13 protein-coding genes are annotated in these 15,131 nt (G+C 62.8%); 6 read left to right on the top strand and 7 right to left on the bottom strand.

Annotated features, from left to right (window positions below):
- Positions 1–52 precede the first annotated feature (52 nt).
- Entirely contained in the window at positions 53–1,483 is a 1,431-nt protein-coding gene (sbcB, locus tag AAHK21_RS08345) for an exodeoxyribonuclease I (RefSeq protein WP_367856981.1), read from the top strand.
- A gap of 75 nt (positions 1,484–1,558) precedes the next feature.
- Here the strand turns inward: sbcB and mvaT are convergent, their stop codons facing one another.
- Positions 1,559–1,936, bottom strand: a complete 378-nt coding sequence (mvaT, locus tag AAHK21_RS08340; RefSeq protein WP_028690229.1) for a histone-like nucleoid-structuring protein MvaT — start codon at positions 1,934–1,936, stop codon at positions 1,559–1,561.
- A 301-nt stretch (positions 1,937–2,237) separates the two neighbouring features.
- Here mvaT and purU point away from each other — a divergent pair, with 301 nt between their 5' ends.
- Both purU and AAHK21_RS08330 read left to right on the top strand, forming a co-directional pair.
- Positions 2,238–3,089 (top strand): formyltetrahydrofolate deformylase, encoded by an 852-nt coding sequence (purU, locus tag AAHK21_RS08335; protein WP_046856933.1) that lies wholly within the window; start codon positions 2,238–2,240, stop codon positions 3,087–3,089.
- Positions 3,090–3,104: 15 nt separating this feature from the next.
- The gene (locus AAHK21_RS08330; RefSeq protein ID WP_367856980.1) at positions 3,105–3,338 is read left to right on the top strand and encodes a hypothetical protein; all 234 of its coding nucleotides are present in this window, start codon (positions 3,105–3,107) and stop codon (positions 3,336–3,338) included.
- Here AAHK21_RS08330 and AAHK21_RS08325 read toward each other — a convergent pair.
- The 4 genes from AAHK21_RS08325 to AAHK21_RS08310 all read right to left on the bottom strand — a co-directional run bounded on the left by AAHK21_RS08325 (position 3,244) and on the right by AAHK21_RS08310 (position 8,130).
- The gene (locus tag AAHK21_RS08325; RefSeq protein ID WP_367856979.1) at positions 3,244–4,236 is read right to left on the bottom strand and encodes a lysylphosphatidylglycerol synthase transmembrane domain-containing protein; all 993 of its coding nucleotides are present in this window, start codon (positions 4,234–4,236) and stop codon (positions 3,244–3,246) included. The genes AAHK21_RS08330 and AAHK21_RS08325 overlap by 95 nt on opposite strands.
- Positions 4,233–4,997, bottom strand: a complete 765-nt coding sequence (locus tag AAHK21_RS08320; protein WP_367856978.1) for a DUF2334 domain-containing protein — start codon at positions 4,995–4,997, stop codon at positions 4,233–4,235. Before AAHK21_RS08320 ends, AAHK21_RS08325 begins: the two co-directional genes overlap by 4 nt.
- Positions 4,990–6,111, bottom strand: coding sequence for a glycosyltransferase family 4 protein (locus tag AAHK21_RS08315; RefSeq protein ID WP_367856977.1), 1,122 nt, complete (start codon positions 6,109–6,111; stop codon positions 4,990–4,992). The genes AAHK21_RS08320 and AAHK21_RS08315 overlap by 8 nt, the downstream gene beginning before the upstream one ends.
- Before the next feature lie 144 nt (positions 6,112–6,255).
- Positions 6,256–8,130 (bottom strand): methyl-accepting chemotaxis protein, encoded by a 1,875-nt coding sequence (locus tag AAHK21_RS08310; RefSeq protein WP_367856976.1) that lies wholly within the window; start codon positions 8,128–8,130, stop codon positions 6,256–6,258.
- Positions 8,131–8,302: 172 nt separating this feature from the next.
- Here AAHK21_RS08310 and AAHK21_RS08305 point away from each other — a divergent pair, with 172 nt between their 5' ends.
- Positions 8,303–9,778, top strand: a complete 1,476-nt coding sequence (locus AAHK21_RS08305; protein ID WP_367856975.1) for a helicase HerA-like domain-containing protein — start codon at positions 8,303–8,305, stop codon at positions 9,776–9,778.
- Between the two features lie 101 nt (positions 9,779–9,879).
- Here the strand turns inward: AAHK21_RS08305 and AAHK21_RS08300 are convergent, their stop codons facing one another.
- The gene (locus AAHK21_RS08300; RefSeq protein ID WP_023629967.1) at positions 9,880–11,352 is read right to left on the bottom strand and encodes an inorganic phosphate transporter; all 1,473 of its coding nucleotides are present in this window, start codon (positions 11,350–11,352) and stop codon (positions 9,880–9,882) included.
- A 312-nt stretch (positions 11,353–11,664) separates the two neighbouring features.
- Complete coding sequence (locus AAHK21_RS08295) at positions 11,665–11,865, bottom strand: hypothetical protein (protein WP_023629966.1); 201 nt, start codon at positions 11,863–11,865, stop codon at positions 11,665–11,667.
- 568 nt (positions 11,866–12,433) lie between these two features.
- Here AAHK21_RS08295 and pcaR point away from each other — a divergent pair.
- Positions 12,434–13,303 (top strand): pca regulon transcriptional regulator PcaR, encoded by an 870-nt coding sequence (gene pcaR, locus AAHK21_RS08290; protein WP_367856974.1) that lies wholly within the window; start codon positions 12,434–12,436, stop codon positions 13,301–13,303.
- 411 nt (positions 13,304–13,714) lie between these two features.
- The gene (locus AAHK21_RS08285; protein WP_367856973.1) at positions 13,715–15,061 is read left to right on the top strand and encodes an MFS transporter; all 1,347 of its coding nucleotides are present in this window, start codon (positions 13,715–13,717) and stop codon (positions 15,059–15,061) included.
- Positions 15,062–15,131: the final 70 nt, after the last annotated feature.

Below are 15,131 nucleotides of genomic sequence, written 5' to 3'. Positions count from 1 at the left end.
AGCCCTCACGCGTGCCGTTAGACTCTGGTCGACCTTGTTACAGGACGACCCCGTGAGCTCCAGCATCTTCTGGCACGACTACGAAACCACCGGCATCAATCCACGCTGCGACCGCCCCCTGCAGGTGGCCGGCGTGCGCACCGACCTCGACCTCAACGAGATCGAGGCGCCTATCAGCCTCTATTGCCGCCCCTCCGACGATATCCTGCCGCACCCGGCGGCCTGCCTGGTGACCGGCATCACTCCGCAGCAGCTGGCCAGCCAGGGGCTGTGCGAGGCCGAATTCATGACACGGATCCATGAGCAGCTGGCCCGGCCCGGCACTTGTGGCGCCGGCTACAACACGTTGCGCTTCGACGATGAGGTCACCCGCTACAGCCTCTACCGCAACTTCTTCGACCCCTATGCCCGTGAATGGCAGGGTGGCAACAGCCGCTGGGACTTGATCGATGTGGTCCGTACGGCCTATGCGCTGCGCCCGGAGGGCATCGTCTGGCCACAGCAGGATGGGCGCACCAGCTTGCGCCTGGAGCTGTTGAGCAAGGCCAATGGCATCGACCATGGCCATGCCCACGAAGCGCTTTCCGACGTGCGGGCGACCATTGCCCTGGCCCGGTTGATTCGTGACCGGCAGCCCAGGTTGTATGACTGGTTGTTCCAGTTGCGCAGCAAGCACAAGGTCATGGAGCAGATCCGCCTATTGCAGCCCCTGGTACATGTATCCGGACGTTTCTCGGCGCAGCGCAACTACATCGGTGTGGTGTTGCCATTGGCCTGGCACCCGCGTAATCGCAACGCGCTGATAGTCTGCGACTTGCAACAGGATAATTCGCCTCTGCTCCAGGAGAGTGCGCAAGCATTGCGTCAGCGTTTGTACACGCGGCATGAAGACATGGCCCAGGGCGAACTACCGGTACCGCTGAAGTTGGTACATATCAATCGCTGCCCGGTGCTGGCGCCGCTATCGGTACTGCGCCCAGCCGATCAACAACGGTTGGGGCTCGAGTTGTCGGTGTTGCAGGCACAGGCGGAGCAGTTGGCCAATCAGCAGATGACCTGGCGAGACAAGCTGGACATTATCTATCAGGAAGAGGGTTTTGCAGCCAGCGAAGACCCGGAACAACAGTTGTATGACGGTTTCCTCGGTGAGCGGGACAAACGCCTGAGCGAGCAAGTGCGGTGTACCGATCCGGCGCAATTGGCCAAGGGGCAGTGGATGTTCGATGATCCGCGCATGCCGGAATTGTTGTTCCGCTATCGGGCGCGAAACTTTTCCGACACCCTTGATGAACAAGAGCGCGCACGTTGGTATGCGTTCTGTCAGCAACGCCTTACAGACGCTGCCTTTGGTGCGCCGAACACCCTGGCCAATTTCGAGCAGGCATGCCAAGCCAGCCTGGCAGACGCCAGCGAGGCGGGGCGCCAGGTACTGGAAGCCTGGCAGGGTCATATCCGACAACTGAAAGTGCAATACCAGCTTTGAAATGTGCAGATAAACAAAAACGCCGGCAAGTGCCGGCGTTTTCATGTTGAAACCAATACACGCCTGTTAAGCGTATCAGTCCAGCAGGGTGGCCCAGCTTTCGACGACGTCGCCGCCCCACTTGGCTTTCCACTCTTTCAGGGTCTTGTGGTTGCCACCCTTGGTTTCAATAACCTCGCCGTTGTGCGGGTTCTTGTATTGCTTGACCTTGCGTGCACGCTTGGTGCCGGTGGTCTTGACTGCGCCGCGCGGGGCTTTGCTCAGTTTGCTTTCCGGATCGAGCAGGGCGATCACGTCACGCAGCGACTTGCCGTTTTCGGCCATCAGCTCGCGCAGCTTCTTTTCGAACTCCAGCTCTTTTTGCAGTTTGCCGTCTTGCGACAGGTTGGCCAGACGGGCCTGAAGTTCCTTGATAGCTTCTTCGGTGGCGCGGTACTCGTTGATCAGGGACATGGTGTGTTCCTTAGTACATGTTCAGAGAGAGAGACAGTGGGGCAATAATAGACAGACGATACTCTCAAGTAAACAATTTAAAATTGAAGACTCAATTAATAGTAGGGCATGACTTCACGGTCATTAGGTTAAGAAAAATTTACAAATTTCCTGGGGCAATGCCGATTACCCCCTTGAGAAAAAGGGAATGGCCCTGTGCGATCAAGCCCTCCAGGCTAGGGGTTCTGGTAAAGATGATTACTGCGTTTTCCCCGGCAGGCCGCTAGAATATGCGCCTTTGCGAAGTTCTGGAGTCTCTCTCATGCGCACCTATCGACTGGTGATTGCCTGCCCCGACCGCGTCGGCATCGTGGCGAAAGTCAGTAATTTCCTGGCCCTCTACAATGGCTGGATCAACGAAGCCAGCCATCATTCCGACGAGCAGAGCGGTTGGTTCTTCATGCGTCATGAGATCCGTGCCGAGTCCCTGCCGTTCGGTATCGAGGCTTTCCGCGAGGCGTTCGCGCCGATCGCCGAAGAGTTCTCCATGACCTGGCGCATCACCGATTCGGCACAGAAGAAGCGCGTGGTGTTGATGGCCAGCCGCGAGTCGCACTGCCTGGCAGACCTGCTGCACCGTTGGCACACCGACGAGCTGGACTGCGAGATCCCATGCGTGATCTCCAACCACAACGACCTGCGCAGCATGGTCGAATGGCACGGTATTCCGTTCCACCATGTGCCGGTCGATCCGAAGGACAAGCAGCCGGCGTTTGCCGAAGTCTCGCGTCTGGTCGAGGAGTGCGGCGCCGATGCCGTGGTGCTGGCGCGCTACATGCAGATCCTGCCGCCGCAACTGTGCCAGGCATACGCGGAAAAGGTCATCAACATCCACCACAGCTTCCTGCCGTCGTTCGTGGGCGCCAAGCCTTACCACCAGGCGGCGCTGCGTGGCGTGAAACTGATCGGCGCGACCTGCCACTACGTGACCGAGGAGCTGGACGCCGGCCCCATCATCGAGCAGGACGTGGTGCGTGTCAGTCATGCCGACAGCATCGAGGACATGGTCCGCTTCGGTCGTGACGTGGAGAAGATGGTCCTGGCCCGTGGCCTGCGCTATCACCTGGAAGACCGCGTGCTGGTGCATGGCAACAAGACCGTGGTGTTCAACTGAGTCGAGGGCCGGCATATGGCGGATCCACGTGACAAGGCCGGCGCTTCGGCGCCACCGACCTTGGGCGAGGGCTGCCTGGCCCGTTTCGACCCCGATGCGTTGAGCGATGAGGACGGCACCGAGTTTGCGGGTGCCGCCGAACTCTGGAAGCGGCTCAACCCGTCTGTCGACGGCGACGTTCCAGCAATGGACGCGCCAGCAGACAAAGGAACACCGGCCCCCCCGCCAGCAGGTAGAAGTAGTAGGTAACCGCGCGCCATATGAGGATCGCCGCGGCTGCCGTCGAACTCCCCACCAGCGGTGACAGCAGGGCCGCCGAGGTCAGCTCCGCCGCCCCCGCGCCGCCTGGCAGCAGGCTGAACTGCCCTGCGCTGAGCGACAGCATCTGCACCAGGAAGCTCGGAATCCACGCCAGGTCGACGCCCAACCCGCGCAGCACCAGGTACAGCACGCTGTAGCGCAGGCACCAGTGCGCGCAGGTCAGGATGAACACCAGCGCCAATGTACGCCGTGGCATGCGCCAGGTATCGGCCAGGGCATGGACGAAGCGCAGTACCTTGCGTGCCCAGCGTCGCCGCCGGGCCGGTGACATGCCCAGATGCCGCAGCAGCCGGCCATTGCCGCGCATTACCCCGCGTCGATAACGTAGCAGCAGGAAGATTCCCGCCAGCGCGCTGCACAACAGCAAGGCGCTGCCCAGCAACATCTGCGCCTGGCTATGGCCGAGCCTGTGGAACAAGGCGTACCCGGCGATCGCCAGCATGGCGCAGAAGAAGAACAGCAGGTCGTTCAACTGATCCATGGCGAACACTGCGCCGCTGCGCGAAGGCGCGATACGCTCGCGTGCCAGCAGGGTCATCAGCGTCAGCGGGCCACCTGTGCCGCCTGGGGTGGTACAGATGGCGAACTCTGTGGCCATGACCACTCCCAGGCTGCGGATACGGCCCACTCGGGTGCCCTGGTCGCCGAGCAGCAAGCGCAGGCGCAGGGCATTGAGCGTCCAGCACAGCAGGATCATGCTCAGCAGCAGCGCCATCAGGCCGGGGGCGAAGGATTGCAGGCGTGGGAGCAAATCGCGGCCGCCAAGCAGAGCGGGCACCGACACTGCCAGCAGCAATGCCAGGCCCAGCCAGCCCAGGCGATTCATGGCGCGGCCTGGCGCTCCAGCCAGGCCGACTTGGTCAGTGGCTCGCGGCCTTGCGCCAGCAGTTGCTGCAGGGTCTCGAGCCAGTAGTTGCGCGCGCTGGCGTGGCGCATGTCCACCGGATGCAGGCCCAGGCGCAGGGTGTCGGCCTCACGCCAGCGCCGGCACTGCCAGTCGCTGACCACTCTCGACAGCCCGCGGCGCCATGCGCTGCGGGCGCTCCACACCAGCCCAGGGGCATCGAAGGCAGTGAAGTCCGGCAGCCGGTACAGGTGCCGTGGTGTGCTGGTGTAGCGTAGCGGCAGCTGGCGCAGCGCCTGGCGCGTGCCTTCGCTCATCAGCCAGGCGGGGGCGACGAAACCCGCCACTGGCCAGCCCTGTTGCCCGAACAACGCCAGCCCGGCGTGCAGGCGCTGCAGCGCGCTGGCCTGGTCCAGGCCGTGGAACTCGCCTTCGTGGGTGTAGATCCTGCGCATGAAATATTCGCCAGGCCCGCGTGGCGGGGGACCGTCATCGGCGTGGTAGTAGCCGTGCAGGGCCAGTTCGTCGCCACGGGCCAGGCGCCGTTCGAGCAGCCGGCAGAAGGTGGGCGAACGCGTGAGTGGATTGCGGTGGTGAAAGTCCGGCACCACCAGCCAGGTCATGGGCACGCCACCCATGTCGTCGATCGCCTGGACGAAGGGTTGGTAGTCCGGCCAGGTCTCCGGCGCGACATCGTGCAGCACCAGCATCAGGCTGCGTCGGGTGGCGGCGGGCTCAGCCATGGGCGCGCACCGGCAACGCGTGACCCAGCACCGCCTGGTAATGCTGGAGCAGGCCACTGACCACGTTGTCCCAGCTGTAATGGCGTTCCACGTGGCGACGCGCCTGGCTGCCAAGCTGGCGTACGCCGTGGTCGAAGACTTCGCGCACGGCGGCGGCCATGGCGCGGCCATCGTTAGGTGGGCACAGGCGACCGCATTGCTCGTTGACGATTTCGCCGAAGGCGCCAGCGTGCACGGCCACCACGGGCGTGGCACTGGCCATCGCCTCGAGAATGACCAGACCGAAGGTTTCCTGGTCGCCGGCATGCACCAGCAGGTCGGCGCTGGCCAGTAGCCGGGCGACCTCCTCGGGTGGGCAGAAGTGGTCGATCACGCTGACATTGTCCGGCACGCCGATCGGCATGTTCGATCCGACCAGAAGCAGGTGATAGGGCTGTCCGAGTGCTTGCATGCAATCGAGCAGTACCGGCAGGTTCTTCTCCCGCGAGCCGCGGCCGGCGAACACCAGCAGTCGGCTGGTATCGGCGATGCCCAGTTCGCGACGCAGGCCGGGGTCGCGCTTATCGGGGTGAAATTGCACCAGGTCCACGCCCAGGCGTTGCACGTGCACATTCTCGACCCCCAGCCTGCGCAGCTTGTCGGCCATCACCTGGCTGGGCGCCAGTACCCGGTCGAAGTGCCCGTAGAGCTTGCTGACATAGGCCTCGACATTGGGGGTGAACCAATTGCCCATGCGGTTGCTCACCAGCAGCGGCAGATCGGAGTGATAGAAGCCGATCACCGGCACATCGAGCTTGCGCCGCGCTTCCAGAGCCGCCCAGGCGGTGAGATAGGGGTCGCCGACCTCGATCAGGTCGGGTTGCAGGCGGCGCAGTTCCTTGCACCAGGGGGCCAGGCGTACCGGGAAACGGTAGCCGTTGCCGAAGGGCAGTGGCGGCGCGGGAACATGATAGACGCCGTTGACCTGGCTGGCGCTGGCGCCGGGGATCAGCAGGCTGTGGCGAACGCCGGGCATGGCGTCGAGGCGGCGGTGTTTGGCATCAAGATAGGTTCGTACGCCGCCGCTGGCCGGGGCATAGAACATGGTGATGTCGGCGATGTGCACGATCAGCATCCCTCCGGGATCGTCCTCGGGTGTGTCATCAGGCGGTGGTGGACCGGCGATGACGCGCCTTAGGGTTGACCTTGTTGAAGGATAGTTTGTTCGATCAGGGTTTGGCGGGGCCCGCTCCCACGCAGAGGTGGGAGCGGGTGGGGGTCAGATGCGGAAGCTGCCGACCAGATGCTTGAGGCGACCGGCCTGCTGCTCCAGGTCCGAACAGGCGCGCAGGGTGGCCTGCAGGTTCTCGACGCCTTCCTGGTTGAGCATGTTGATCTCGTTGATGTCCATGTTGATCGAGTCGACCACGGCAGTCTGTTCTTCGGTGGCGGTGGCCACCGACTGGTTCATGCCGTCGATCTCGCCGATGCGTTGGGTGACGCTGCCCAGGCGCTCACCGGCCTGGTTGGCGATGTCCATGCTGTCCTGGCTGTGGCGCTGGCTCTGACCCATGGTGTCGACCGACTCGCGGGCGCCGACCTGCAGCTCCTCGATCATGGTCTGCACCTGTTGCGCCGACTCCTGGGTGCGGTGCGCCAGGTTGCGCACCTCGTCGGCGACCACGGCGAAGCCACGGCCGGCCTCGCCAGCGCGAGCCGCCTCGATGGCGGCGTTGAGGGCAAGCAGGTTGGTCTGCTGGGAAATGCTGGTGATCACCTCGAGGATCTGGCCGATGTTCACGGTCTTGTTGTTCAGCGTCTCGATATGTTCGCTGGAGGTGACGATCAGGTCCGAGAGGCGGTTCATCGCATCGATGTTGCGCTGCACCACCTGCTGGCCTTCCTCGGCCAGCAGCCGCGCGGAGCTGGCATGTTGCGAGGCCTGGGCGGCATTGCCGGCGATCTCCTGGGCGGCGGCGCCGAGCTGGTTGATGGCGGCGGCGACGCTGTTGGTGCGGTTGGACTGCTCGTCGGAGTTGGCCATCGACGAGTTCGAGGCGCTGATCACCCGCAGCGCCACTTCGTTGACCTGCTCGGTGGCCGAGGACACCTCGCGGATCGAGCCGTGGATGCGCTCGACGAAGCGGTTGAAGGCGGTGCCGAGGGTGCCGAATTCGTCGTGGTTGTGGATTTCCAGGCGGCGGGTCAGGTCGCCTTCGCCTTCGGCGATGTTCGCCATGGCACGGGTCATGGTGTGCAGCGGCTGCATCAGCACGCGGATCAGCAGGCCGAGCAGGGCGATGATGATCACTACCGCCACCACTGTGGCGATCACCGCCGAGGTGCGGAAGGTGCTGAGCATCGAGAAGGCCTTGTCCTTGTCCACCGACAGGCCGATGTACCAGTTGGCCGACGGCAGGCCTTTGACCGGGGCGAAGGTCAGCAGGCGGGTTTCGCCGTTGAGGGTGACTTCGGTCAGGTCGCTGGACAGGCGGGGGGTGTTCTGCGGGAACAGGTCCGACAGCGACTTCATCACCAGGTTCTTGTCCGGGTGGATCAGGATCTTGCCTTGGTCATTGACCAGGAACGCGTAGCCCATGCCGCCGAAGTTCAGCGAGTTGATGATCTCCACCAGGCCGTCCAGGGCCAGGTCGCCGCCGACCACGCCGACCGAGCGCGAGGCGGTGCTGATGATCGAGATGACCATCTTGTTGGTGGCCATGTCGATGTAGGGCTCGGTGAGGATCGGGCCGCTGGCGTTCAGGCCGTCCTTGTACCAGGGGCGCACGCGCGGGTCGTAACCGTCAGGCATCTTGGTGTCCGGGCGCACGGTGAAGGTACCGTCGGGCTGGCCCAGGTAGATGGTCAGGAAGCTCGAGGTGAGGGCGTTCTGGCCCAGCAGGGTGCCGGTGTTCTGTGGAAACTGAGCGAGGTTCTGGGCAACGTTGTCGACCAGCTTGATGCGCCCTTCGAACAGGTTGCGGATGTTGGTGGAGGTGGACTCGCCCATCTCGGCCAGGTAGTTCTCCAGGTCATCGCGAATGGCGTTACGCTGGAGGTAGTCGTTGTACAGGGTGAACAGACTGAAGGCGAGGATCACGATCAGTGATGCCGCCAGAAGAATCTTGTGGCTGAAACGAAGGCTTTTATTCATAACGTGATCGTGTCCGCTAAGGTTTTTTATCGGGTCGTTCGCACAAAGCACGGCTGGAAAACAGTGCAACAATTCCCGTGGGTCCTTCTCGGGTTGTTACTGTCTTTCTGGTTAGAATCATTTTGAAATATCGGCTGTCACGCGGCAGAACTTGAGCAGGGGATGAAAGAAGATGTCAGATTCCTTACGAATGGTTGTAGGAGCGGGGCCGGATGGTCAACCGGTATCCCAGGCCATGCGCCTGGCCAACCGGCATGGCCTGGTGGCCGGGGCCACGGGCACCGGCAAGACGGTTACCCTGCAGCACCTCGCCGAGCTGTTCAGTGACGCCGGGGTGGCGGTATTCGCGGCGGATGTGAAGGGCGACCTGTGTGGCCTCGGTGCCGCGGGCGCGCCGCAGGGCAAGGTGGCCGAGCGGATCGCCGGCATGCCGTGGCTGAACCACACGCCCCGGGGCTACCCGGTAAGCCTGTGGGATGTCGCGGGGCAATCGGGGCATCCCCTGCGCACCACGATGAGTGAAATGGGGCCGCTGTTGCTGGGCAACCTGCTGGAGCTTACCGACAGCCAGCAGGCTGCCTTGTATGCGGCGTTCAAGGTGGCTGACCGTGAGGGCCTGCTGCTGCTCGATCTGAAGGACCTCAAGGCCCTGCTCGCGCACCTCAAGGACAACCCGCAATTGCTGGGTGAGGACAGCGCGTTGATGACCAGTGCATCCACGCAGGCGCTCTTGCGCCGGCTGGCGACCCTGGAGCAACAAGGGGCCGAGGCGCTGTTCGGCGAACCGGCGCTGCAGCTCGAAGACCTGCTGCGCCCCGAGGGCGACGGGCGCGGCCGCATCCACCTGCTCGATGCCAGCCGCCTGGTACACGATGCCCCCAAGGTCTATGCGACGTTCCTGCTGTGGCTGCTGGCAGAACTGTTCGAGCAGCTACCGGAGCGCGGCGATGCCGACAAACCTGTGCTGGCGTTGTTCTTCGATGAGGCGCACCTGCTGTTCAACGGCACGCCCAAAGCGTTGCAGGACCGCCTGGAGCAAGTGGTGCGGCTGATCCGCTCCAAGGGCGTGGGGGTGTATTTCGTCACTCAGTCGCCGGGGGATCTGCCGGATGCGGTATTGGCCCAGTTGGGCTTGCGCATCCAGCATGGCCTGCGCGCCTTCACCGCCAAGGAGCAGAAATCATTGCGTGCAGTGGCTGATGGTTTTCGGCCGAACCCGGCGTTCGACAGCTTGGCGGTGCTTACTGAACTCGGTATCGGCGAAGCCCTGGTCGGCACCCTGGAAGAGAAGGGCACGCCAGCCATGGTTCAGCGGGTGTTGATCGCGCCGCCACAGTCGCGGATCGGACCCTTGAGCGCGGCTGAGCGCAGTGCGCTGATCGCGGCGTCGCCGTTGGCAGGGCGTTATGACAAGCCGATCGACCGTGAGTCGGCCTATGAAATGCTCACGCAGCGCAAGGGCGCGCCGGTGGAGCCGGTTCCCCAGGCCAAGGCCGGGGAAGACAGCTTTGCCGACAAGGCCGGCGAGTTCCTGCAGAGCGCGGCGGGGCAGGCGATCAAGTCGGCGGTGCGCCAGGCGGCCAATCAGTTGGGGCGCCAGTTGGTGCGTGGGTTGATGGGATCACTGCTGGGTGGGAAGAAACGTTAAACCTTATTGGGCCAAACGCGGGGCAAGTCGCATCGACGCACCGCCGCTCCCACGAAAAAGGCGCCCTGCAAGGGGCGCCTTTTTCAGTACGGCATCAGCACTCAGCTAATGGCCTTGGTGGCCAGCCAGAACAAGCCGGCCGCCAGGCCCATCGACGCCGGCAGGGTGAGCACCCAGGCCAGCAGGATGGTTTTCACGGTGCCGCCTTGCAGGCCGCTCTTGTTGGCAACCATGGTACCGGCCACGCCGGACGACAGTACGTGGGTGGTGGACACCGGCAGGCTGAACACGTTGGCCATGCCGATGGCGCAGGCCGCGGTGATCTGGGCCGACATGCCCTGGGCATAGGTCATGCCCTGCTTGCCGATCTTCTCGCCGACGGTAAGTACCACGCGCTTCCAGCCGACCATGGTGCCCAGGCCCAGGGCCAGGGCGACGGCGACGATCACCCAGAACGGGGCGTATTCGGTGGTGGCGGTCAGGTCCTTGCGCAGTTTATCCAGGTCAGCCTTTTCACGAGGCTCCAGGCCTGGCAGCTTGCCGACCTTCTTCGCCGTGTCGTCCAGGCACAGCAGGTAGCGGCGCACTTCGACGCGCTTCTCGGCGCTCAGGGCGCGATAGTCGGTCACACCGGCGAGCGACGATTGCAGCGCGGCGATGGTCGGCTCGGTCTGCTGTGGATTGCAGCTGAACTGCTCCGGCAGGTCGCTTGCCTGCGCCTTGCCCAGCGCGAGGAACTCGCCAAGGGTGGCGGCGTTGCGCTGGTAGAACTGGCTCAGGTGCAAGGTGGCGTCACGGGTGCGCTCGATCTGGTAGGTGGTGCTGTTCAGGTCGAGGACGAACTTGGCCGGGACGATACCGATCAGTACCAGCATGATCAGGCCGATGCCTTTCTGGCCATCGTTGGAGCCGTGCACGAAGCTCACGCCCATGGCCGAGATCACCAGCACCAGGCGGTTCCAGAACGGCGGGTGCTTCTTGTCGTCAAGCTTGCGGCGCTGGTCAGGGGTCTTGTGCATCTTCGACAGCGGACGCCACCATTTCAGGCCGATCAGCACCAGGGCGGCGACAGCGAAGCCGGCCATTGGCGAGAGCACCAGGGACATGGCGATATCAATGGCCTTCTGCCAGTTGACGCCGTCACCCAGTGGAATGTCGCTGAGCAGGGCGTTGGCCAGGCCGACGCCGAGGATCGAGCCGATCAGGGTGTGCGAGCTGGATGCCGGAATGCCGAAGTACCAGGTGCCCAGGTTCCAGGTGATGGCGGCGGCCAGCAACGAGAAGACCATGGCCAGGCCGTGGCCGGTGTTCACATTGATCAGCAGTTCGACCGGCAGCAGGTGGACGATGGCATAGGCCACCCCGACACCACCGAGCAGAACGCCGAGGAAGTTGAACACGCCAGAGAAGAACACGGCGAGGTGCGGTGGCATGGCCTTGGTATAGATGACGGTGGCTACCGCGTTGGCGGTGTCATGAAAGCCATTGATGAACTCGAAGGCGAGCACGAAGGTCAGAGCGAGCGTCAGGCTCACGATAACCCAGGCATCCAGTCCGCTGAATAAATCGATCATGAAGGTTGTCTGGCGGTCTTAGGGGGGGCGGATTATGCCAGAAAACGATGGCAATCGATGCACCTGCGGCTGACCGATGGCAGGCAAATGCCGACGTGGCACAAGCAGTCAGGTGCCGGGTAATCGCAAAGAAATGCCGTTAAAAATCGATAAAATTCAGAAAAATCAGCTATTTGAGGTGATTTTTACTGGACTTGCGCAATTAAAACGACTGTATGAAATTTGTGTGATTCCATTTCATATCACAGATTTTTGCTCATCCGCCTGGCCTCAGACCCTTCCTGGGTGATGGCGCATTGGCATCGATCGGCTTCAGTTGTCGTCGCTGCGCAGTTCCTTTTCGATCTTCTCGATTTCCTGGGCGAACGCCTGGTCGAGAACGCTGGCACGTTTACGCCAGGGCTTGCGTTCCGGATCGGGTTGCGCGGCATAGGTGGTGACTTCACCACCGTAAACATCCTTGTAACGTTCAGCCTGGCGCTCGAGTTCCGCGCGCAGTTCTTCTTTCGTCACAGTAATACCTGAATAGGTTGAAGTTGGGCGTCAGCCTTTAAGTACACACGCAGAATGCGGATATGTCGGCAAGCCGAACAATTCATTGCAGCGAAATGGCAATGTGTGAGTTGGCAAGCTGCGGTGCAGCGCACGGCAAGCCACAGCAAAGACAGGGGCTGGCAGTCGCAAGGCAACGAAAGTGCGTCGATTGGATCCGTTAAACGGTGCTTGCAATCAACACCGGCAATTATAGCAATCGCCCGGTTGAAGGCTATCGTTCTTTACCTGCAACTGACAATAGACCTGAAGTTTGTTGTGCAGCCTATAAACCCTTTGTCGTGCAGGCATTCAAAAGGTTCAAGCCGATGTGCCAGCAAAGTTCGCCGGCCACTGTCATAAATGAAAACGGCCTCGCTGAGGAGCGAGGCCGTTGCCTGGGACTTCTACGGTGGGTACCTGACCAGTCTCTCCAAAGAAGCCACATGTGGCAGGGGAAAGGTATAAGCAAAAGTGTCAGCGGTCAATTGCGATTATCGGCCGTTCGTTCGATAATCGCACGAGGTAGCGATTTTTTTGAGGCATGTCCATGAGCGAAGAAACCAGCGGCCAGTCAGCCAACGAGCCCGCACGCAGTAGCAGCCCCACCCTGGCCCCGCCGATCGTGGCATCGGCGGCCAAGCGTATCCAGGCGTTCACCGGCGACCCCGACTTCATGACCTCCCTGGCCCGTGGCCTGGCAGTGATCCAGGCCTTCCAGGAGCGCAAACGCCACCTGACCATCGCCCAGATCAGCCATCGAACTGAGATCCCGCGGGCCGCGGTGCGGCGCTGCCTGCATACCCTGATGAAGCTGGGTTACGCGACCACTGACGGGCGTACCTATTCGCTGTTGCCCAAAGTGTTGACCCTTGGTCATGCCTACCTGTCATCCACGCCATTGGCGGTGTCGGCCCAGCCTTACCTGGATCGCATCAGCGACCAGCTCCATGAAGCGGCCAACATGGCCACATTGGAAGGCGATGACATCCTTTATATAGCGCGCTCCGCCACGGTCGAACGGCTGATCTCGGTGGACCTTTCGGTCGGCGGGCGGTTGCCGGCCTATTGCACCTCGATGGGCCGCATCCTCCTGGCAGCGCTGGACGATGCCAGCCTGCACGAATACCTGGAGCGCGCCGACCTCAAGGCCCGTACCAGCCGTACCCTGCACGACCCGGCCTCGTTGTTCGCCTGTATCCAGCAGGTGCGTGAGCAGGGCTGGTGCGTGGTCGACCAGGAGCTGGAGCAAGGCTTGCGATCGATTGCGGTACCAATCTATGACGCCTCCGGCCAGGTGCTGGCGGCACTGAATGTCAGCACCCATGTCGGCCGCGTCAGCCGTGGGGAACTGGAGCAACGGTTCCTGCCGATCCTGCTGGCGGCCAGCAGGGACCTGTGCCATCAGCTGTTTGGCTGAGGCCCGGCGGGGGCGCGTTGCGCCCCATCGCCGGCACTGATCTCAAGCCAAGCGTCATCCCTGTGGATGCTGGCTTGCCAGCGATGAGGCCAACGACAGTCGCTCATTCGTAGGAGCGTTGAACATGCCTCGCCGTTTCCTGTTCGATAAACGCACAGTGTCGCTCTCGACGAATTGCGCCGCCCACGCCTGCTGATTAATGTCTGTCGCACGTATCGGCTGCGCCGACCGGATAATAACAACAGGCCTGAGGGCATCCCCATGACCACTGTCCCTTTGCTGTCGCGGTCGCATCCGCGCACGGTGCTGCTGCACTCCGGCTGAGCCTCGGCCGTCATATCCGCTGTTTCCTGTTTCAGTGCATCCGCCCTGCGCGGTAGCCTGCCTGCGCCCAACTCCCGGATAACAATAATGAACAACCCGCAATCCGCTGTCGGCAACTGCCTCGACGTCCAGTCCTTCATCAATGCCCAGCCGCTGTCCCGTTATCAGTGGCGGGTGGTGATCCTGTGCTTCCTGATCGTCTTTCTCGATGGCCTGGACACCGCCGCCATGGGCTTCATCGCCCCGGCGCTGTCCCAGGAGTGGGGCATCGACCGGGCCAGTCTCGGCCCAGTGATGAGCGCCGCGCTGATCGGCATGGTGTTCGGCGCCCTCGGTTCCGGCCCGCTGGCCGACCGCTTCGGACGCAAGGGCGTGCTGGTGGGCGCGGTACTGGTGTTCGGTGGCTTCAGCCTGGCCTCGGCCTACGCGAGCAACGTCGACCAATTGCTGGTGTTGCGCTTTCTGACCGGTCTGGGCCTGGGGGCTGGCATGCCCAACGCCACCACCTTGTTATCGGAATACACCCCGGAGCGCCTCAAGTCGTTGCTGGTGACCAGCATGTTCTGTGGTTTCAACCTGGGCATGGCCGGCGGTGGCTTCATCTCGGCCAAGCTGATCCCGGCCTACGGCTGGCACAGCCTGCTGGTGATCGGTGGCGTGCTGCCGCTGCTGCTGGCAGTGGTGCTGTTGGCCTGGTTGCCGGAGTCGGCGCGCTTTCTGGTGGTGCGCAATCGCGGCGCCGACAAGGTGCGCAAGACCCTGGCGCCGATCAATCCTGAACAGGTGGCCCAGGCATCGAGCTTCAGCGTGCCGGAACAGAAGGCGGTGGCGGCGCGCAACGTGTTTGCGGTGATTTTCTCGGGTACCTATGGCCTGGGCACCGTCTTGCTGTGGCTGACCTATTTCATGGGCCTGGTGATCGTCTACCTGCTGACCAGCTGGCTGCCGACACTGATGCGCGACAGCGGCGCAAGCATGGAGCAGGCCGCCTTCATCGGCGCATTGTTCCAGTTTGGCGGGGTGCTGAGCGCGGTGGCAGTGGGTTGGGCCATGGACCGCTTCAACCCGCACAAGGTGATCGGCATCTTCTACTTGCTGGCAGGTGTGTTCGCCTACGCCGTTGGACAGAGCCTGGGCAACATCACCTTGCTGGCGACCCTGGTGCTGGTTGCCGGCATGTGCGTGAACGGCGCGCAATCGGCCATGCCCTCGCTGGCGGCGCGCTTCTATCCGACCCAAGGCCGTGCCACAGGCGTTTCCTGGATGCTCGGGATCGGTCGCTTCGGCGCGATTCTCGGCGCCTGGAGCGGGGCTACGCTGCTGGGTTTGGGGTGGAATTTCGAGCAGGTGCTGACGGCACTGCTGGTGCCAGCGGCATTGGCCGCGGTGGCTGTCGTGGTGAAGGGGTTGGTCAGCCACGCGGATGCGACCTGAGGTCTGGGTGGCTCGCTCTTGCAGGAGCGTATAAATAGCAGGGTAACAAATGGTTCGATAATCGCACAAA

The organism is Pseudomonas sp. TE50-2, from assembly GCF_040813665.1.
In the GTDB taxonomy this organism is placed as follows: Bacteria; Pseudomonadota; Gammaproteobacteria; order Pseudomonadales; family Pseudomonadaceae; genus Aquipseudomonas; species Aquipseudomonas soli.
This window is presented reverse-complemented; position numbering and strand designations above follow the sequence as displayed.